The sequence below is a fragment of the Arthrobacter silvisoli genome (genome assembly GCF_003369445.1).
Classification (GTDB): domain Bacteria; phylum Actinomycetota; class Actinomycetes; order Actinomycetales; family Micrococcaceae; genus Arthrobacter; species Arthrobacter silvisoli.
The window spans coordinates 1-19,026 of sequence record NZ_QRCU01000015.1 but is presented as its reverse complement, the minus strand read 5'-3'; the positions used below and the strand labels follow the sequence as shown (position 1 = coordinate 19,026).

General features: G+C 66.8%; 18 protein-coding genes. 12 read left to right on the top strand and 6 right to left on the bottom strand.

The annotated features are described in order from the left end of the window. The first annotated feature begins 84 nt into the window (after positions 1–84). From DWV11_RS02710 to DWV11_RS02655, 12 genes are all read left to right on the top strand, one after another. Positions 85–819, top strand: coding sequence for an HAD hydrolase-like protein (locus tag DWV11_RS02710; protein WP_115787367.1), 735 nt, complete (start codon positions 85–87; stop codon positions 817–819). Then, a complete protein-coding gene (locus DWV11_RS02705) occupies positions 806–1,474 on the top strand; it encodes a lysophospholipid acyltransferase family protein (protein ID WP_115787366.1) in 669 nt (222 codons plus the stop codon). Before DWV11_RS02710 ends, DWV11_RS02705 begins: the two co-directional genes overlap by 14 nt. Before the next feature lie 41 nt (positions 1,475–1,515). Further along, positions 1,516–3,549 carry an excinuclease ABC subunit UvrC gene (uvrC, locus tag DWV11_RS02700; protein ID WP_115787365.1) on the top strand — a complete coding sequence of 678 codons (2,034 nt, stop codon included), beginning with the start codon at positions 1,516–1,518 and terminating at the stop codon, positions 3,547–3,549. 87 nt (positions 3,550–3,636) lie between these two features. Beyond that, on the top strand, positions 3,637–4,560 hold the full coding sequence (gene rapZ, locus DWV11_RS02695; RefSeq protein WP_115787364.1) for an RNase adapter RapZ: 924 nt from the start codon (positions 3,637–3,639) through the stop codon (positions 4,558–4,560). After that, positions 4,560–5,576 carry a gluconeogenesis factor YvcK family protein gene (locus DWV11_RS02690; RefSeq protein ID WP_115787363.1) on the top strand — a complete coding sequence of 339 codons (1,017 nt, stop codon included), beginning with the start codon at positions 4,560–4,562 and terminating at the stop codon, positions 5,574–5,576. Before rapZ ends, DWV11_RS02690 begins: the two co-directional genes overlap by 1 nt. A gap of 9 nt (positions 5,577–5,585) precedes the next feature. Then, on the top strand, positions 5,586–6,566 hold the full coding sequence (gene whiA, locus DWV11_RS02685; RefSeq protein WP_070349529.1) for a DNA-binding protein WhiA: 981 nt from the start codon (positions 5,586–5,588) through the stop codon (positions 6,564–6,566). A 174-nt stretch (positions 6,567–6,740) separates the two neighbouring features. Beyond that, positions 6,741–7,364, top strand: a complete 624-nt coding sequence (locus DWV11_RS02680; protein WP_115787362.1) for a superoxide dismutase — start codon at positions 6,741–6,743, stop codon at positions 7,362–7,364. A gap of 266 nt (positions 7,365–7,630) precedes the next feature. After that, entirely contained in the window at positions 7,631–8,638 is a 1,008-nt protein-coding gene (gene gap, locus DWV11_RS02675) for a type I glyceraldehyde-3-phosphate dehydrogenase (RefSeq protein WP_115787361.1), read from the top strand. A 9-nt stretch (positions 8,639–8,647) separates the two neighbouring features. Continuing rightward, positions 8,648–9,874 carry a phosphoglycerate kinase gene (locus tag DWV11_RS02670; protein WP_115787360.1) on the top strand — a complete coding sequence of 409 codons (1,227 nt, stop codon included), beginning with the start codon at positions 8,648–8,650 and terminating at the stop codon, positions 9,872–9,874. 98 nt (positions 9,875–9,972) lie between these two features. Further along, positions 9,973–10,788, top strand: a complete 816-nt coding sequence (gene tpiA / locus DWV11_RS02665; protein ID WP_115787359.1) for a triose-phosphate isomerase — start codon at positions 9,973–9,975, stop codon at positions 10,786–10,788. Positions 10,789–10,828: 40 nt separating this feature from the next. Beyond that, positions 10,829–11,086 (top strand): preprotein translocase subunit SecG, encoded by a 258-nt coding sequence (secG, locus tag DWV11_RS02660; protein ID WP_074589634.1) that lies wholly within the window; start codon positions 10,829–10,831, stop codon positions 11,084–11,086. 117 nt (positions 11,087–11,203) lie between these two features. Further along, positions 11,204–11,581 (top strand): RNA polymerase-binding protein RbpA, encoded by a 378-nt coding sequence (locus tag DWV11_RS02655; protein ID WP_115787358.1) that lies wholly within the window; start codon positions 11,204–11,206, stop codon positions 11,579–11,581. Here DWV11_RS02655 and pgl read toward each other — a convergent pair. The 6 genes from pgl to DWV11_RS02625 form a co-directional block, all read right to left on the bottom strand. Then, on the bottom strand, positions 11,552–12,370 hold the full coding sequence (gene pgl / locus DWV11_RS02650) for a 6-phosphogluconolactonase (protein WP_115787357.1): 819 nt from the start codon (positions 12,368–12,370) through the stop codon (positions 11,552–11,554). The two genes, DWV11_RS02655 and pgl, sit on opposite strands and share 30 nt — an antisense overlap. 6 nt (positions 12,371–12,376) lie before the next feature. After that, positions 12,377–13,300: a glucose-6-phosphate dehydrogenase assembly protein OpcA gene (locus tag DWV11_RS02645; protein WP_115787356.1), complete on the bottom strand. Its 924-nt coding sequence runs from the start codon at positions 13,298–13,300 to the stop codon at positions 12,377–12,379. After that, on the bottom strand, positions 13,297–14,850 hold the full coding sequence (gene zwf / locus DWV11_RS02640; protein ID WP_115787355.1) for a glucose-6-phosphate dehydrogenase: 1,554 nt from the start codon (positions 14,848–14,850) through the stop codon (positions 13,297–13,299). The genes DWV11_RS02645 and zwf overlap by 4 nt, the downstream gene beginning before the upstream one ends. Before the next feature lie 14 nt (positions 14,851–14,864). Continuing rightward, a complete protein-coding gene (locus tag DWV11_RS02635) occupies positions 14,865–16,496 on the bottom strand; it encodes a glucose-6-phosphate isomerase (RefSeq protein ID WP_115787354.1) in 1,632 nt (543 codons plus the stop codon). 6 nt (positions 16,497–16,502) lie between these two features. After that, positions 16,503–17,618, bottom strand: a complete 1,116-nt coding sequence (tal, locus tag DWV11_RS02630; RefSeq protein ID WP_115787353.1) for a transaldolase — start codon at positions 17,616–17,618, stop codon at positions 16,503–16,505. A gap of 20 nt (positions 17,619–17,638) precedes the next feature. Beyond that, on the bottom strand, positions 17,639–19,026 hold a 1,388-nt coding region (locus DWV11_RS02625), incomplete at its 5' end, for a transketolase-like TK C-terminal-containing protein (RefSeq protein WP_281269598.1).

The window sequence follows — 19,026 nt, the reverse complement described above, 5'->3', positions numbered from 1 at the left end:
GGTGCGCGCGTGGCGGACCCCCGGTGTATTCCCCGGCCGGAATGTGAATTTCAGGCATGCCTCAACTCGTGAGAAACTAACCCGGTGACTCAAACATCGGTGCCTGTAATCTTCGATCTGGACGGCACCCTTGTCGATCCTGCCGGCGGAATCACAGGGGGTATTGCCGCGGCCCTGGGCGAGATGGGATTGCCTGTACCGGACCAGGAAATCCTGGACTCCATGGTCGGCCCCAAGCTCAGCGACTCCCTCGGAACCATCGCCGGCGTCCCCGCGGAGCTCGTCGGGGAAGTGATCACCCGCTACCGGACCCATTACCTGGCCACCGGAATCGCCGCCAGCCGGCTCTACCCCGGCATCCACGGCCTGCTGGACCACTTTTCCGCATCCGGCCGGCCGGTCGCCGTCGCAACCCAGAAGCCGCTGCGCCTGGCGCAAATTGTCCTTGAGCACCACGGCATTGCCGGATTCTTCACGGTGATCTGCGGATCGTCCGACGACGAGTCCCCGGACGCCGTGCTGCCTTCCGGCAGGAGCGTGCCCGCCGGAAAAGTCGAGATCGTCGGCGCGGCCCTCGCCGAACTGGGCGGCCAATGTGCGGTGATGGTCGGGGACCGCCACCAGGACGTCGCTGGGGCCATGGCCAACGGCCTGGACTGCGTCGGGGTGCGCTGGGGCTTCGCACCGGACGGCGAGCTTGAAGAAGCCGGCGCCGTCGCGGTGGTCCGCACGACGGACGAGCTGCGGAAGAAGATTGAAGAATTGGACGTTGTCCGTGCGGCGGCGCTGAGCGAGGTGCAGAACGATGGAAGCCTTTGATGTCATCCGCTGGACAACCCGCGGACTGATTTCCGGTACCTGCCGGCCCACCGTCGTCGGCCTGGAGAACGTGCCCAAGGACGGCCCCTTCATCATCGCCCCCAACCATCTATCCTTCCTCGACAGCGTGATCGTCCAAGCGCTCATGCCAAGGCCCGTGGCGTTCTTCGCCAAGGCCGAATACTTCACCGGCAAGGGCTTCAAGGGCCGTGCCATGAAGGCGTTCTTCCAGGCCGTGGGTTCCATTCCCGTGGAACGCGGCGAGCAGGCCGCCAGCGTCCAGGCCCTCAAGACCCTGCTGGACATCCTCGACACCGGACGGGGCATCGGCATCTATCCCGAGGGCACCCGCTCCCGCGACGGGCTGCTGTACCGCGGACGCACCGGCGTCGGCTGGCTCGCCCTCACCACCGGCGCCCCGGTGATCCCGGTAGGCCTGATCGGCACGGACAAGCTCCAGTCGATCGAAACCAACGCCGTCCGTCCGCAGCACTTCACCATGAAAGTGGGGGAGCCGCTGTACTTCGAGAAGACGGGTCCGGACCACTCCCTTCCTGCGCGCCGCGCGGTCACGGACCGGATCATGGACGCCATCGCGGAACTCAGCGGCCAGGAACGGGCGGCCGGCTACAACCAGAGCAAGAGCGCCGAATAGCCCTGGCCGCGGGACGCCGTTTCCCTTACTAGACTGGATCCGTGGCAGATCCAGCGAGTTACCGGCCCCGGACGGGCGAAATTCCGACGACGCCGGGCGTGTACCGCTTCCGGGACCCGCACGGCCGGGTCATCTATGTCGGCAAGGCCAAAAACCTCCGCTCCCGGCTGAACTCCTACTTCGCCAACCCCGCCGGGCTCCTGCCGAAGACGCACGCCATGGTCCACGCCGCGAGCAGCGTGGAGTGGACGGTGGTCGCCAGCGAACTGGAGTCCCTGCAGCTCGAATACACCTGGATCAAGGAATTCAAGCCGCGCTTCAACGTCGTCTTCCGCGACGACAAGAGCTACCCCTACCTTGCCGTGACGATGGGGGAGAAGCTGCCCCGCGTACAGGTGCTGCGTGGAGAACGCCGTAAGGGCACCCGCTACTTCGGTCCTTACACCGCCGGTGCCATCCGGGAAACCATGGATACCCTGCTCCGGGTCTTCCCGGTGCGAAGCTGCAGTGCCGGAGTCCTGAAAAGAGCCCAGGCGAGCGGCCGTCCGTGCCTGCTGGGCTACATCGACAAATGCTCCGCCCCCTGCGTCGGCCGGGTCACCCCGGAGGAGCACCGGCAGCTCGCGGAGGACTTCTGCGCCTTCATGGGCGGCGAAGCGGGCAGGTTCATCCGCCGCCTGGAGAAGGAAATGGCGGGCGCCGTCGCCGAACTCGACTACGAACGTGCCGCCCGGGTCCGCGACGACATCGCCGCCCTGCGCAAAGTCTTCGAACGCAACGCCGTGGTGCTCTCGGAGGAAACGGAAGCTGACGTCTTTGGGCTGCACGAAGACGACCTGGAAGCGTCAGTGCAGGTCTTCCACGTGCGCGGCGGCCGCATCCGGGGCCAGCGCGGCTGGGTCGTCGAAAAGGTCGAGGACGTGACCACGCCGGAATTGATCGAGCACCTCCTGCAGCAGGTCTATGGCGAAGACGGCGAGTATCAGGAACGGATCCCCCGGGAAGTCCTGGTGCCCGAAACCCCGGCCAACCATACCGAACTCATCGAATGGCTGGGCGGGCTGCGCGGCGCGAAGGTGGACATCCGGGTTCCGCAGCGCGGCGACAAGGCAGCCCTCATGTCCACTGTCCGGGAAAACGCCGAACAAGCGCTGAAACTGCACAAGGTACGCCGCGCGGGGGACATCACTGTGCGTTCCCAGGCGTTGCAGGAACTCCAGGAAGCCCTCGAACTACCCGTGCCGCTGCTCCGCATCGAATGCTTCGATATCTCCCACGTCCAGGGCACCAACGTGGTGGCGTCCATGGTGGTGGTTGAGGACGGGCTGCCCAAGAAGGCCGACTACCGCAAGTTTTCCATCACCGGCGAGGCGGCCCGCGACGACACCGCCGCCATGCACGATGTCCTGACCCGCCGGTTCCGCCACTACCTGCAGGACAAGGCGGCCCAGCCGCCGAAGTCGGGTGAGATACGCTCGGGTGAGATACGCTCGGGTGAGATGCCCTCCGGCGAAATCCCCTCAGGGGAGGGTGCAGAGCCGGCCGACGACACCGCGGCCCCGGCGAAAGCCAAGTTCGCCTATCCGCCCAACCTTGTCGTCGTCGACGGCGGCCAGCCCCAGGTGAACGCCGCGGCACGTGCCCTCGCGGACCTCGGTATCGACGACGTCTACGTGGTGGGCCTGGCCAAACGGCTCGAGGAAGTCTGGCTGCCGGACAGCGACTTCCCCGTGATCCTGCCCCGCACCTCCCAGGGCCTGTACCTGCTCCAGCGCATCCGCGACGAAGCCCACCGCTTCGCCATCACCTTCCACCGCCAGAAGCGGGGGAAGGCCATGACGGTCTCCGCGTTGGATGGCGTGCCGGGCCTCGGCGAAGCCAAGCGGAAGGCCCTCCTGGCCCACTTCGGTTCGCTCAAGAAGATCAAGGCGGCCTCCGTCGTCGAACTCACCGCCGCCAAGGGCATCGGACCCGCGCTGGCGGAGGCTGTCAGCAGGCATCTGGGCGAGGCGGCCGAAAGCAACGAAGCCGCCGTCGCCATCAACATGACCACCGGCGAAATCCTCGAATCTTAGCTAGGGTAGGAACGCCAGCCAACGCAGGAACCGGCCGCTGCCGCAGCGGCTCCGGTAACGGACCATCTCGAAAACGGGGGAGATTTGATGTCAGAACCAACGGCAGAATCCGGCGCGGAGCAGGACGGACTCGTTCCCGTCAAGCCTGCCGAAGCGGAACTGCTGGTGGTGACAGGTATGTCCGGGGCCGGCCGGAGCACCGCGTCCGACGCCCTTGAGGACCACGGCTGGTATGTCGTTGAAGGCCTCCCGCCGCAGATGCTCGGCACCCTGGCCGAAATCGTCTCCCATGCCCCGGGCTCCATCCCCAAGCTTGCGATCGTCGTCGACGTCCGCAGCAAGGGGCTGTTCAGCGACATCCGCGCTGCCCTCGGCGCCCTGAGCGCCAGCGGCATCACTTTCCGGGTGCTGTTCCTCGACGCCAGCGACGACGTCCTGGTGCGGCGCTTTGAACAGGGCCGGCGGCCCCACCCGCTGCAGGGAGGCGGACGCATCCTGGACGGCATCGCCGCCGAACGCGAGGTGCTCAGGGAACTGCGCGAATCCGCGGACATCGTCCTGGACACCAGCGCGTTCAACGTCCACGGACTCGCCACTGCCATCACCGAGCTCTTCAGCGAAACCGGCCCCGTGACGCTGCGCCTGAACGTCATGAGCTTTGGTTTCAAGTACGGGCTTCCGGTGGACGCCAACTTCGTGGCCGACGCCCGTTTCATCCCCAACCCGCACTGGGTTCCGCAGCTGCGCCCGCACACCGGGCTGGACGCCGACGTCCGGGACTATGTGCTCGAGGCCGCCGGGGTGAAGGAATTCGTGGACCGCTACGTACGGGCCCTTGAACCGGTCCTGGACGGATACCGCACGGAGAACAAGCACTACGCCACCATCGCCGTGGGCTGCACCGGCGGCAAGCACCGTTCGGTGGCGGTCGCCGTCGAGCTTTCCAAACGCCTGGCGCAGTATCCGCGCGTGACAGTCACCACCAGCCACCGCGATCTGGGCCGCGAGTAATGGGCATCCTGACAGGGCCGCTGCCGCTCATCCCGCCGAAAGGTACGCCGGGCAGCCAGAAGGACAAGAGCCCGTCGGTGGTGGCACTCGGCGGCGGCCACGGGCTGGCCGCGTCGTTGTCCGCGCTGCGCCTCCTCACCTCCGAGCTGACCGCCATCGTGACGGTAGCGGACGACGGCGGCTCCTCCGGGCGTCTCCGCGAACAGTACGGCGTCCTCCCGCCGGGCGACCTGCGCATGGCGCTAAGCGCCCTCTGCGATGACACCGACTGGGGACGTACTTGGCGCGACGTCATGCAGCACCGCTTCAAGGCCCCGGACGGCCGCGAAAGCCCGCTCGACAACCACGCCATGGGCAACCTGCTCATCATGACCCTTTGGGAGCTCCTGGGCGATACTGTCGCCGGGTTGAAGTGGGCCGGCGCGCTGCTTGGCGCCCGCGGTCAGGTGCTTCCGATGTCCAGCGTGCCGCTCACCATCGAAGGCGACGTCCGCGTCCCGTTGCCCAACGGCGGGTACGAAGTGCAGACCATCACCGGCCAAGCGAAGTGCGCGGTGGCCGGTTCATTGGAAGATGTCAGGCTCATCCCGCAGGACGCACCGGCCTGCACCGATGCGCTGACGGCCATCGAGCTGGCGGACTGGATCATCCTCGGGCCGGGCTCCTGGTACACCTCCGTGCTGCCGCACCTGCTCCTTCCTGAAATGCGCCAGGCCCTCGTGGGCACAGCCGCCAAGCGCTGCCTGACCATGAACCTGGCCATGGACACGAAGGAAACCTCCGGCATGAGCGCGGCCGACCACCTGGATGCGCTGCGCAAGTACGCCCCGGAGTTCAGCGTGGACGTGGTCCTCGCCGATCCGGAATCCGTGGCCGACGTCGCGACCTTCGAAAAGGCCGCCGGACGCATCGGCGCGGAGGTCGTCTTCGGTAGAGTAGGTGCGTCCCGGCGCCGCCCGGTCCACGACCCCCTCCTTCTGGCGGCGGCGTACCACGATATTTTCGGGAATAGTTAGGAACACGCCATGGCACTGACCGCATCGGTCAAGGAAGAACTTTCCCGGCTGGATATCAAGAAGTCCTCCGTGCGCAAGGCCGAAGTCTCGGCCATGCTGCGCTTCGCGGGCGGGCTGCACATCATCTCGGGCCGCATCGTCATCGAGGCCGAGGTGGACCTCGCCTCCACCGCCCGGCGGCTGCGTGCGGCCATCGCGGAGGTCTATGGGCACCAGAGCGAGATCATTGTCGTCTCCGGCGGGGGACTGCGGCGCGGCAGCCGTTACGTCGTCCGCGTGGTGCGCGACGGCGAGGCCCTCGCCCGGCAGACCGGCCTGCTCGACGGCCGGGGACGCCCTGTGCGCGGGCTGCCCTCCGCCGTCGTGAACGGCTCAGCCGCGGACGCCGAGGCGGTCTGGCGCGGGGCTTTCCTCGCCCATGGCTCGCTGACCGAACCCGGCCGTTCCTCTTCGCTGGAAGTCACCTGCCCAGGCCCGGAGTCCGCCCTCGCGCTGGTGGGCGCGGCCCGCCGCCTCGGAATCCAGGCCAAGGCCCGCGAAGTGCGCGGCGTGGACCGCGTGGTGATCCGCGACGGCGACACGATCGCCGAACTCCTGACCCGGATGGGCGCCCACGACGCGCTGATGGTCTGGGAGGAGCGGCGCATGCGCAAGGAGGTGCGCGCCACGGCCAACCGCCTGGCGAACTTCGATGACGCCAACCTGCGCCGCTCCGCCCAGGCAGCCGTCGCGGCCGGAGCCCGCGTGGACCGCGCCTTGGAGATCCTTGGCGACGACGTCCCGGACCACCTGAAGTACGCGGGTGAACTGCGCGTCGCGCACAAGCAGGCGAGCCTGGACGAACTCGGCCGCCTCGCCGACCCGCCCATGACCAAGGACGCGATCGCCGGCCGGATCCGGCGCCTGCTCGCCATGGCGGACAAACGCGCCGCCGAGCTCGACATCCCGGGCACCGAGGCAAATGTGACTCCGGAAATGATGGACGAATAGCCACCGTGCCTAGAATCGACACGGCGGGGTGAAATACCCGGACGGGTCCCTCGGTTATGCCGATGGTCCGCCGGGAAAGCAGTGCTCCCCAAAGATTTCCGGCCGGTGCTCCGGCCGGATGAACAGAACGAGAGTTAGCAACAGGACCGACGGTCCACAACATTGGAGGGTTTCGTGACAGAGTACGTACTGCCCGAGCTTGGCTACGACTACGCGGCGCTTGAACCGCACATCTCGGCGAAGATCATGGAGCTGCACCACAGCAAGCACCATGCCGCCTACGTTGCCGGCGCCAACAACGCCTTGGCCCAGCTGGCCGAAGCCCGCGAAAAGGGCGACTTCGCCAACATCAACCGCCTGTCGAAGGACCTGGCGTTCCACACCGGCGGCCACATCAACCACTCGGTGTTCTGGAACAACATCTCCCCGGACGGCGGCGACAAGCCGGAAGGCGAGCTGGCGGCCGCCATCGAGGACGCCTTCGGCTCCTTCGACGCTTTCCGTGCCCAGTTCACCGCGGCTGCCCTCGGCCTGCAGGGCTCCGGCTGGGCCTTCCTGGCCTACGAGCCCATCGCCGGCAACCTGTTGATCGAGCAGCTCTACGACCAGCAGGGCAACGTCGCCGTCGGCACCACCCCGCTGCTGATGCTGGACATGTGGGAGCACGCCTTCTACCTGGACTACGTCAATGTGAAGGCCGACTACGTCAAGGCGTTCTGGAACATCGTCAACTGGGCCGACGTCGCCAAGCGCTTCGAAGCAGCCCGCGCCAACGCCACGGGACTCATCGTCCTCTAGCGGGTGATCCGGAAGACACGCAGGTGTAACAAACTTCACATTCGCGTGAATTTCGCCCAAATGGCGGAAAGCCCGCCCCTGCAGTTGCAGGGGCGGGCTTTCTTGAACGTAAGATAGGTCACGGAAGGCGTCGTCAGCCTTCAGCAACGTGGCTGGTCGCCCTCCGATCTGATAATCACTTCTGCCCAAAGACGTGCGGGATTTGTTAGTTGGAATCAAGTTCCGACTCACTAGATGTGCTTGAGAGAGCACCAAGGAGACAAAAAGTGACCACCCGTATTGGTATCAACGGCTTCGGCCGCATCGGACGCAACTACTTCCGCGCAGCGCTGGCCCAGGGCGCCGATCTCGAGATCGTCGCGGTCAACGACCTCACCAGCCCCGAGACGCTGGCCCACCTGCTGAAGTACGACTCCGTCGGTGGTCGCCTGACCCAGTCCGTCGAGGTCGTCGACGGCCAGATCGTGGTGGACGGCAAGGCCATCAAGGTGCTCGCCGAACGCGATCCCGCAAACCTTCCCTGGGGCGAGCTCAACGTGGACATCGTCATCGAGTCCACCGGCTTCTTCACCAAGGCCGCTGCTGCGCAGAAGCACATCGACGCCGGTGCCAAGAAGGTCCTGATCTCCGCTCCCGCCACGGACGAAGACATCACCATCGTGATGGGCGTGAACGACGGTCTCTACGACCCCGCAGCGCACAACATCATCTCCAACGCTTCCTGCACCACCAACTGCCTCGGCCCGCTGGCCAAGGTCATCAACGACTCCTTCGGCATCGAACGCGGCCTGATGACCACCGTCCACGCCTACACCGCCGACCAGAACCTGCAGGACGGCCCGCACGGCGACCTCCGCCGCGCCCGCGCCGCCGCCATCAACATGGTCCCCACCTCCACGGGTGCCGCGAAGGCAATCGGCCTGGTCCTGCCGGAGCTGAAGGGCAAGCTCGACGGTTACGCCATCCGCGTTCCCGTCCCCACCGGCTCCGCCACCGACCTCACCGTCACCGTTTCCCGTGAAGTCACGGTCGACGAGGTCAACGCCGCCGTCAAGGCCGCCGCCGAGTCCAGCCTCAAGGGCATCCTCAGCTACACCGACGCCCCGATCGTCTCCTCCGACATCGTCGGCGACCCCACCTCCTCGATCTTCGACTCCGGCCTGACCAAGGTGATCGGCAACCAGGTCAAGGTTGTGTCCTGGTATGACAACGAGTGGGGCTACTCCAACCGCCTGGTCGACCTCACGGAGCTCGTCGCATCCAAGCTGGGCTAGGGTAGACACATGACATCTCACACCCTCAACGAACTCATCGCTGAAGGTGTCCGCGGGCGGTACGTTCTCGTCAGAAGTGACCTGAACGTGCCGCTCGACGGCTCTACAGTGACCGACGACGGCCGCGTCAAGGCCTCCCTCCCGGTCCTCAAGAAGCTCTCGGACGCCGGTGCCCGTGTGCTCGTAACCGCCCACCTCGGACGCCCCAAGGGCGCACCCGAAGACAAGTACTCCCTGAAGCCCGCCGTGGCGCGTCTCGCCGAACTGGCTGACTTTCCGGTCACCTTGGCCGCGGATACCGTCGGTACCGCCGCGAAGGAGGCCGCAGCCGGCCTGCAGGACGGTGGAGTGCTCGTCTTGGAGAACGTCCGCTTCGATGCCCGTGAAACCAGCAAGGACGACGCCGAGCGCGGCGCCTTCGCTGACGAACTGGTGGCCCTGACCGGGGACAACGGTGCCTTCGTGGACGATGCCTTCGGCGCCGTGCACCGCAAGCACGCCAGCGTCTACGACGTTGCCACCCGCCTGCCGTCCTACCAGGGCGACCTCGTGCACACCGAGGTAGAGGTCCTGCGGAAGCTCACGGCCGACACGCAGCGCCCCTACGTCGTGGTCCTCGGCGGTTCCAAGGTCTCGGACAAGCTCGCCGTGATCGACAACCTCCTGGGCAAGGCCGACACCATCCTGGTGGGCGGAGGCATGCTCTTCACCTTCCTGGCCGCTGCCGGGCACAAGGTGGCAAGCAGCCTCCTCGAAGAAGACCAGATCCCGGTGGTGCAGGACTATCTCAAGCGCGCTTCCGACGCCGGCACCACCTTCGTGATCCCGGTCGACGTCGTCGTGGCAAGCCGCTTCGCCGCTGACGCCGAATTCGAGACCGTCGCCGCTGACGCCATCGAAGCAAGCACCTTCGGTGCCGCAGGCATCGGCCTGGACATCGGACCGGAATCGGCGGCACTGTTCGCCGAACAGATCAAGGGTGCACGCACCGTGTTCTGGAACGGCCCCATGGGCGTCTTCGAGTTCGAGGCCTTCGCCGCCGGCACCCGCGCGATCGCGCAGGCGCTGACGGAAACCGAAGCCTTCACCGTGGTCGGCGGCGGCGATTCCGCCGCGGCCGTGCGCACTCTCGGTTTCGAGGATTCGCAGTTCGGCCACATTTCCACTGGCGGCGGCGCCAGCCTGGAATACCTTGAAGGCAAGGAACTCCCGGGCCTGAGCGTTCTCGACCGCTAGGCATCAACACCCGCCAGCAGGCACCAGGCCGGCAAGGTGCCGCTCCTTTCGGAGCAGCACCTTGCCGGTTTCCCTTTCACTACTTCTTTGGAGCACACGTGACAACCTCTGCCAACGGAAACTTCGTCCGCACGCCGTTCATCGCCGGCAACTGGAAGATGAACATGGACCACGTCCAGGGCATCACCCTGCTGCAGAAGCTTGCCTGGACCCTGTCCGACGCCAAGCACGACTACAGCCGCGTGGAGGTTGCTGTCTTCCCGCCGTTCACCGATCTCCGTGGCGTCCAGACCCTCGTCCAGGGCGACGAACTCAAGGTTGTCTACGGTGGTCAGGACCTGTCCCAGTTCGACTCCGGCGCCTACACCGGGGACATCTCCGGCCAGTTCCTCAACAAGCTCGGCTGCTCCTACGTCCTCGTGGGCCACAGTGAACGCCGCACCATCCACAACGAGACGGACGAGGTCCTCAACGCCAAGGTGAAGGCCGCCTTCCGCCACGAGGTCACCCCGGTCCTGTGCGTTGGCGAAGGCCTTGACATCCGCCAGGCCGGTACCCACGTGGAGCACACCCTCGCCCAGCTGCGCGCCGGCGTCGAAGGCCTCACGGCGGAGCAGGCCAAGGAACTCGTCGTGGCCTACGAACCCGTCTGGGCCATCGGTACCGGCGAGGTCGCAGGGCCGGAAGACGCCCAGGAAATGTGTGCCGCCATCCGTGCGGAACTGGCTTCCTTGTTCGACGACGCCGTGGCCGCCGGAACCCGCCTCCTCTACGGCGGCTCCGTCAAGGCCAACAACGCTGCAGCGATCATGGCCGAAGCCGACGTGGACGGCCTCCTTGTGGGTGGCGCCAGCCTCGACCCGGCCGAGTTTGCTAACATTGTCAGGTTCGAGAGCCACATCACCGCGGCCTAGGCCTGGTAGCTCCCGCTTTCCGCACTCCTGAAAGGCCGTCGTGGACGTTCTTCAAGTAATCCTGCAGATCCTGCTGGGCATCACCAGCCTTCTGCTGACCCTGCTCATCCTGCTGCACAAGGGCCGCGGCGGTGGCCTTTCCGACATGTTCGGTGGCGGCATGAGCTCCGGCCTCAGCTCCTCGGGCGTCGCGGAGCGGAACCTCAACCGCTTCACCATCGTGCTTGGCTGCACCTGGGGCGTGGTGATCATCGGCCTCGGCCTGATCATGCGCTTCACTTCCGGCGGAGATTCCTGACCTCCTGGCCTCCCCAGGCTCCTGACGCGGAAACCGGCACTGCCGCCGTCGGGCTCCCGGCATTAGACTTGGCTGCGTGGCTTAAAGCGATGCAGCCGACTCTCGAGGAGCTTGACGATGGTTCATGGCAGCCAAGGATTCCGTGGCACCAGGGCCGGCGTGACCGCCGGTACAGGTCCCAAAAACGAGTCCGACAGCACTGTCGGCGAAAACTTGCCGCGTATTCGTGTCCCTTATTGGTGCGCCAATGGACACGAGACGCGGCTTGTTTTTCTTAAGCTGCCGGATGACCAGATCCCGGCGAACTGGGACTGCCCGAAATGCGGCCTCGTGGCCGCCCGGGAGCCCGGCATAGCACCCTGCGAACGCCAGGATGACGAGGTCTTCAAGAGCCACCTCGATTACGTTAAAGAAAGGCGCTCCAGCCAGGACGCCGAACGTGTCCTGGCTGGAGCGCTGAAGAGGTTACGCTCCCGCGGGATCCTTGCGGACTAGCTGCTGCGGAACGCGGGACGCCGCGTTCTCGTCGATCAGCCACAGGGTGCGTGAGCGGCCGTGCGGTCCCGCTGCCGGGACCTGCACCGGGTTCGCCCCTGCGAGGGCCAGGCCGACCGCGCCGGCCTTGTCCTCGCCTGCGACAACCATCCAGATCTCCTGCGCCGAGTTGATTGCCGGCAGCGTCAGTGAAATGCGCGACGGCGGCGGCTTGGGGGAGTTTTCCACGCCCACCACCGTGCGGTCGTGGACCCTGATGCCCGCCTGCTCGGGGAAGAGCGAGGCGATGTGCGCATCGGGACCGACGCCGAGCAGCAGCACGTCGAAGCGCGGCAGCTCACCGGCATCCGCCGGGCGGTTGTCCGAGGTGTCGGCAGCGTGCTCGGCTTCGGCGGCGGCCTTCAACCGGGCAGCGTAGTCCGCAGCGGCGTCCTCAGCCGAGGCGAATTCGTCCGAGGACCCGGGCTCGTGGACGCGCTCCGGATCCAGCGGCAGGCCGGACAGCAGTGCCTCGCGTGCCTGGCGGGTGTTGCGGTCCGGGCTGTCCTTGGCCACGAACCGCTCGTCACCCCACCAGAGGTTGACCCGGGACCAGTCCACGGCCGGGGCCGCAGGAGAGGCCGCCACGGCCTTGAGGGTTCCGATTCCCACGGTGCCGCCGGTCAGGACGACAGTGGCTTCCCCGTGCTTGTCCTGCACATCGACCAACTTGGTGATGAGGCGGGCCGCAATCGCGGCCATCAGGACGGTGGAGTCGGGGTGGATGCTTACTCTGGGCTCAACGGTCACGGAACGCTACTCCTTGCTTTCGGTGCGGGGCAGTCCCATAGTAATCACTTCGCCGAAGACGTCGTCCGGATCGAGCCGGCGCAATTCTTCGGCGAGGCAATCGCGCAGGCTGCGGCGAGGCAGCGAAATGCGCTGCGCCGGCTGGCCGGGCTGGGTCAGCTCGGCCACGGTGAGTCCCGGACGGTGCAGCTGGACGTCGCCGGTGGCACGGCTCAGCAGCACCCGGCGGATGCCGGTGCCGGCAGGGTCTTCCACGATCTTCACCGGAGCGTCGAGGAAGAGGGTCAGCCAGGCAGCGAGCAGCAGGGTGCTGGGTGAATCCGAGGCGCCTTCCACGGTGATGGCCGTGACAGGGGAGTCGTCCACCTGGTCCAGTGCCGCGGCGAGCTGCAGGCGCCAGTTCGTCAGGCGGGTCCAGGCCAGGTCGGTGTCGCCGGCCCGGTACGTGGTGCGGATGCGTTCCAGCGCCGCAGCCGGATCAGGCTCGTTGGCCGAATCCGTGATGCGGCGGTGCGAGATCCGGCCGATCGAGGTTTCGCAGGCGTTGTCCGGGGCCCCGTGCGGCCACCAGGCCACGATCGGAGCGTCCGGCAGGAGCAGTCCGGCCACGAGCGATTCGCTCTCCTTGGCCAACGAACCGAAACCGCGCAACACGATGACTTCGGAGGCACCGGCATCGCCGCCCACACGGATCTGGGCGTCCAGCCGGTCCGGGGCCTCGGCTCCGGCGTCGGCCAGCACGATGATCCGGCAGGGGTGTTCGCGGCTGGCCTCGTTGGCCGCCTCGATGGCTTCTTCCTCCAGGCCGGACTTGGTGACGACCACGAGGGTCAGCACCCGGCCCAGGGCGATGACGCCGCCCTGCTCGCGCAGCGAGGTGATCTTCTTGGAGATCTTCGAGGTGGTGGTATCTGGAAGATCTACAATCATGGCCTTCTCCAGCTTCGTCCGTCGCGGGCCAGCAGTTCGTCGGCCGAAGCCGGCCCCCAGCTGCCCGGAGCATAGGGTTCGGGCTGCTCGTCCAAGCCTGCCCAGTATTCCTCGAAGGGGTCCAGGATCTTCCAGGACTCCTCGACTTCCTGGTGGCGCGGGAACAGCGGCGGTTCGCCCAGCAGCACGTCCAGGATCAGCCGCTCGTAGGCTTCGGGGCTGGACTCCGTGAAGGAGTGGCCGTAGCCGAAGTCCATGGTCACGTCGCGGACTTCCATCTGCGTGCCCGGGACCTTCGAACCGAATCGGATCGTGGCGCCCTCGTCCGGCTGGACGCGGATGACCACGGCGTTCTGGCCGAAGTCGTCCTCGCTGTGGTCCCGGAACAGCAGGTTGGGGGCACGCTTGAACACGACGGCGATCTCGGTCACGCGACGGCCGAGGCGCTTGCCGGCCCGTAGGTAGAACGGTGCTCCGCTCCAGCGGCGGGTGTTGATGTCCAAACGGATGGCCGCGTAGGTTTCCGTCTTGGAATCGGCGGGGATGCCGTCTTCCTCGAGGTAGCCCTGGACGAGTTCGCCGCCCTGCCAGCCGCCGGTGAACTGTCCCCGGGCCGAATGCGTGGACAGGTCCTCGGGCAGCTTGACGGCGGCCAGGACCTTTTCCTTCTCGGCGCGCAGGTCGTCCGCGTTGAAGGAAATGGGCTCCTCCATCGCGGTCAGCGCCAGCAGTTGCAGGAGGTGGTTCTGGATGACGTCACGGGCTGCGCCCACGCCGTCGTAGTAGCCGGCGCGGCCGCCCGTACCGATGTCCTCGGCCATGGTGATCTGCACGTGGTCCACGTAGTTGGCGTTCCAGATCGGTTCGAACAGCTGGTTCGCGAAGCGCAGCGCCAGGATGTTCTGGACCGTTTCCTTGCCCAGGTAGTGGTCGATGCGGAAGACCGCGTCCTGCGGGAACACGGATTCGACGATGTCGTTCAGCTTCCGGGCGGATTCGAGGTCATGGCCGAAGGGCTTTTCGATGACCACACGGCGCCACTGGCCGTCCGCAGCCTGGGCCAGGCCGTGCCGGGACAGCTGCCGGCAGACCTGTTCGAACGCCTTGGGCGGAATCGACAGGTAGAAGCCGTGGTTGCCCCGGGTGCCGCGGTTCTCGTCCAGTTCGGCCAGCGTGGCATCGAGCCGCTTGAACGCCTCGTCGTCGTCGAACTCGCCCTGGACGAAACGGATGCCCTCGGACAGCTGGTTCCAGACCGCCTCGTCGAACGGGGTACGGGAGTGCGCCTTGACGTTCTCCCGGACCTCGTTGGCGAAGTCCTCGTTGCTCCAGTCGCGCCGGCCGAAGCCGACCAGCGCGAAGCTCGGGGGCAGCAGCCCCCGGTTCGCGAGGTCGTACACGGCGGGCATGAGCTTCTTGCGGGCGAGGTCGCCGGTGACTCCGAAGAACACCAACGACGACGGACCCGCGATGCGGTTCAGGCGCCGGTCGCGCGGATCCCGCAGGGGATTGCGGACGGCAGTCTTCCTGCCGTTTTCAGTTTCTGGCATGTTTGGATTGTGCCTTAGCTTTCGAGCGCGGTGGCCTGGGAGGCCAGCGCGGCGACGATTTCCTGGAGCTGGGCGACACCCGCGCTCCGCTCCACGAGGTGCAGGCGGAGGACGGGACGTCCGTGGTTTTCGAGGACCTGGGCATCACCTGCGGCCTGGGCTGCGATCAGTTGGCCGAACGTGAAGGGGCGCTCAGGGATCTCGACGTCCCCGGAACCGGCCGCGGTGATCTGCAGGAACGAGCCGATGGCCGGACCGCCCTTGTGGAACTGGCCGGTGGAGTGCAGGAACCGCGGACCCCAGCCGAACGTTACCGGACGGCCGCTGACTGCCGCGAGCTGGTCGCGGACGACTTCGAACGGTGCGTAGGCGATCCGGTCGAAGTAGGCCTGGACACTGAGGTAGCCGTCCTGCCCGAGTCCGCCGAGCAGCGCCTTCACGGCGTCTTCCACCGTGGCTGCACCGGCCAGCCAGGCGCCGCCGCGGACCTCGATGGCACCGTCGGTGAAGTTGGCCGGGGTGGGCTCGGGACGTGCGTCCAGCAGGCCGCGCGCGGCCACCTTGGCGGCTTCGACGTCGGGCTGGTCGAAGGGGTTGATGCCCAGCAGGCGTCCGGCGACGGCGGTGGCGAATTCCCAGACGAACATCTGGGTGGCGAGGCCACCGGCGATCGCCGCTTCGTTCGCTCCGAGTTCGACCTCTGAATCGGCGCCCACCAAGCGGACTACCAGGACGTCGTCGGCACCGCCGCTGACCTCGGGGGCCGAGGGGCCCGCGACGACGGGCAGCACACCGGTGCCGAGTTTTCCGGTGGATTCGGCGATGAGCTGTTCGGCCCAGTCGGCGAAACCGACGATGCCGGAACCGTCTTCGGCGATGACGATCTTGTTGCGCAGCGGGGAGGTGCCGCCGAGGGCGGCGCCCAGGCGCAGTCCGATGTTGTCTTCGGAATCCTCGCGGAGGATTTCCGCGGCTTCTTCCGCTTCGTCCAGGAGGGCCTGGATGTCGACGCCGGCCAGGCCGCAGGGAACCAGCCCGAAGGCGGTCAGGGCGGAGAAACGACCGCCGACGTTGGGGTCGGCGTTGAAGACCGCACGGTAGCCGGCTTCGCGGGACGCCTTGTCCAGCGGCGAGCCCGGGTCGGTGACGATGATAATGCGGCTCGTGGCGTCGATGCCGGCGTCGTTGAACGCCTTTTCGAAGACACGCCGCTGGGAGTCGGTTTCGACGGTGGAGCCGGACTTGGACGAAACCACGATGGCGGTTTCGGCGAGACGCTCCGCGAGGACAGCACCGACCTGTTCGGGGTCGGTGCTGTCCAGCACGGTCAGCTCGACGCCGGCGGTTCCGGCAATGACTTCCGGGGCGAGCGAGGAGCCGCCCATGCCGCACAGGACAATCCGGGTGATGCCTTCTGCCTTCAGGGCATCCCGGAGTTCCAGGATCCCTTCGACCAGGGGCTGGGAAACGGTGGCCGCTTCCACCCATCCGAGGCGGATGGCCGATTCGGATTCCGCGTCGGTACCCCAGAGGGTGTGGTCCTTCGCGAAGATCCGGCTGGCGATCCGGTCTTCAACAAGTGCCGGGACATGCTGCTCGATGGCCTGCTGTGCGGCACCGCTTGCGTCGTAGCTGAGTGAGCTCATGAGGTGTCAGGAAGCCTTCCGTGCGGATGCGAGGGCGCCTTCGACGTCTCCGAGGAGTTCCTTCCAGGATGCGACGAACTTGTCCAGGCCTTCGGATTCCAAGAGGGCGACGACGTCGTTGTAGGAGACGCCGAGGCCTTCGAGGGCGTCCAGGACGGAGTTCGCTTCCTCGTAGCTGCCCGCGATGGTGTCACCGGTGACCACGCCGTGGTCGAAGGTTGCCTCGAGGGTCTTTTCCGGCATGGTGTTCACGACGCCGGCCGCAGCCAGCTCGGTGACGTAGAGGGTGTCCGGGTAGGCCGGGTCCTTGACGCCGGTGGAGGCCCAGAGCGGACGCTGCGGCAGGGCGCCGGCTTCGGCCAGCACGGCCCAGCGTTCGGTGGAGAACTGCTCTTCGTAGACCTGGAACGCCAGGCGGGCGTTCGCGACGCCGGCCTTGCCCTTGAGGGCCTTGGCTTCCTCGCTGCCGATCGCGTCCAGGCGCTTGTCGATTTCGGTGTCCACGCGGGAGACGAAGAACGAGGCGACGGAGTGGATCTTGGACAGGTCGTGGCCGTTTTCCTTGGCCAGCTCGAGGCCGGACTGGAAGGCGTTGATCACGGCGCGGTAGCGCTCCAGGGAGAAGATCAGGGTCACGTTGACGCTGATGCCTTCGCCGAGCACGGCGGTGATGGCTGCGAGGCCTTCAACGGTCGCCGGGATCTTGATGTGGACGTTGTCCTTGGCGACCTTCTTGTAGAGGTGCTTGGCCTCGGCGATGGTGCCTTCGGTGTCCCATGCCAGGCGCGGGTCGACCTCGATGGACACGCGGCCGTCCACGCCCTTGGTGGCTGCTGCGACCGGGGCGAACAAGTCACAGGCATCGGCGACGTCGGTGGTGGTGATCTCGAAGATGGTTTCTTCCACCGAAGCGCCCTTGGCTGCTTCTTCGGCGATCTTCGCGTCGTAGTCGCTGCCGGAGGTGATGGCCGCGTGGAAGATCGACGGGTTGGTGGTGACGCCGACGACGTTCTTTTCCTCGATCAGCTTGGCGAGGCTGCCGCTGTTGAGGCGCTCACGGGACAGGTCGTCGAGCCAGATGGAAACGCCGACGTCGGAAAGCTGCTGGGTGGGAGTAGTCATTTTCTGTTTCTCCTTGGTAATCAGGCCGAAAGGCCGGCGAGGGAGTCTTTGGCTGCCGCGGTGACGGCGCCGGCGAGGGAGTCTTTGGCTGCCGCGGTGACGGCGTCGGCGGTGATGCCGAACTCGTTGAAGAGGCGCTTGTAGTCGGCGGAGGCGCCGTAGTGCTCGAGGCTGATGGAGCGGCCGGCGTCGCCGACGAACTCGGACCAGCCCAGGGCCAGGCCGGCCTCGACGGAGACGCGGGCCTTGACGGCGGCCGGCAGGACGGATTCGCGGTAGGCCGGGTCCTGCTTCTTGAACCATTCCACGCAGGGCACGGAGACAACGCGGGTGGCGATGCCTTCGGCCTGCAGGTTTTCGCGGGCCGCCACGGCCAGCTGGACCTCGGATCCGGTGGCGATCAGGATGACGTCCGCCGGGACGGTGGCGCCGTCCTTGGAAGCCTCGGCCAGAACGTAGGCACCCTTGGCCACGCCGGCGGTGGACGCGAAGGTGTCACCCTCGGCATCGCCCGTACCACGTGCATAGGTGGGGATGTTCTGGCGGGTCAGCACGATGCCGGCCGGGTTCTCGTGGTTCTCCAGCATGGTCTTCCAGGCCACGGCGACCTCGTTGGCGTCACCGGGACGGACCACGTCCAGGCCCGGGATCGCACGCAGCGAGGCGAGCTGCTCCACCGGCTGGTGGGTGGGGCCATCTTCGCCCAGGCCGATGGAGTCGTGCGTCCACACGTACAGGGACGGCACACCCATCAGCGCGCCGAGGCGGATCGCGGGGCGCTGGTAGTCGGAGAAGATCAGGAAGGTGCCCGAGAAGGCACGGGTGCGGCCGTGCAGCGAGATGCCGTTCACGATCGACGCGGCGGCGTGCTCGCGGATGCCGAAGTGCAGCACCCGGCCGTAGGGGTTGCCCTTCCAGGCTTCCGTGGAACGGGAGGCCGGGATGAACGACGGCGAGCCCTCGATGGTGGTGTTGTTCGATTCGGCGAGGTCGGCGGAGCCGCCCCACAGCTCGGGAAGCACCGGTCCGATGGCGTTCAGGACCTTGCCGGAGGCGGCGCGGGTGGAAACATCCTTGCCGGCTTCGAAGACCGGGAGGGCGGCGTCGAGTTCGGCCGGCAGCTTCTTGGCCTCGATGCGCTCAAGCAGCGCGGCCTTCTCCGGGTTGGCCGACTGCCATGCCTCGAAGGAGGCTTGCCACTGGGTACGCGCAGCGGCGCCGCGCTCCACCAGCTGGCGGGCGTGGGCCAGGACGTCCTGGTCCACCTGGAAGGACTTTTCCGGGTCGAAGCCCAGCACGTTCTTCAGGGCGGCGACTTCCTCCGAGCCGAGGGCCGAGCCGTGGATCTTGCCGGTGTTCTGCTTCTTCGGGGCCGGGTAGCCGATGATGGTGCGCAGCGAGATGATGG

What these genes read in the sequence shown, in the direction of transcription:
- DWV11_RS02705 (WP_115787366.1), top strand. Translation starts at nt 806, where the DNA reads ATGGAAGCCTTTGATGTCATCCGCTGGACAACCCGCGGACTGATTTCC.
- rapZ (WP_115787364.1), top strand. Translation starts at nt 3,637, where the DNA reads ATGTCAGAACCAACGGCAGAATCCGGCGCGGAGCAGGACGGACTCGTT.
- DWV11_RS02690 (WP_115787363.1), top strand. Translation starts at nt 4,560, where the DNA reads ATGGGCATCCTGACAGGGCCGCTGCCGCTCATCCCGCCGAAAGGTACG.
- whiA (WP_070349529.1), top strand. Translation starts at nt 5,586, where the DNA reads ATGGCACTGACCGCATCGGTCAAGGAAGAACTTTCCCGGCTGGATATC.
- DWV11_RS02670 (WP_115787360.1), top strand. Translation starts at nt 8,648, where the DNA reads ATGACATCTCACACCCTCAACGAACTCATCGCTGAAGGTGTCCGCGGG.
- DWV11_RS02655 (WP_115787358.1), top strand. Translation starts at nt 11,204, where the DNA reads ATGGTTCATGGCAGCCAAGGATTCCGTGGCACCAGGGCCGGCGTGACC.
- DWV11_RS02645 (WP_115787356.1), bottom strand. Translation starts at nt 13,300, where the DNA reads ATGATTGTAGATCTTCCAGATACCACCACCTCGAAGATCTCCAAGAAG.
- zwf (WP_115787355.1), bottom strand. Translation starts at nt 14,850, where the DNA reads ATGCCAGAAACTGAAAACGGCAGGAAGACTGCCGTCCGCAATCCCCTG.
- DWV11_RS02635 (WP_115787354.1), bottom strand. Translation starts at nt 16,496, where the DNA reads ATGAGCTCACTCAGCTACGACGCAAGCGGTGCCGCACAGCAGGCCATC.
- tal (WP_115787353.1), bottom strand. Translation starts at nt 17,618, where the DNA reads ATGACTACTCCCACCCAGCAGCTTTCCGACGTCGGCGTTTCCATCTGG.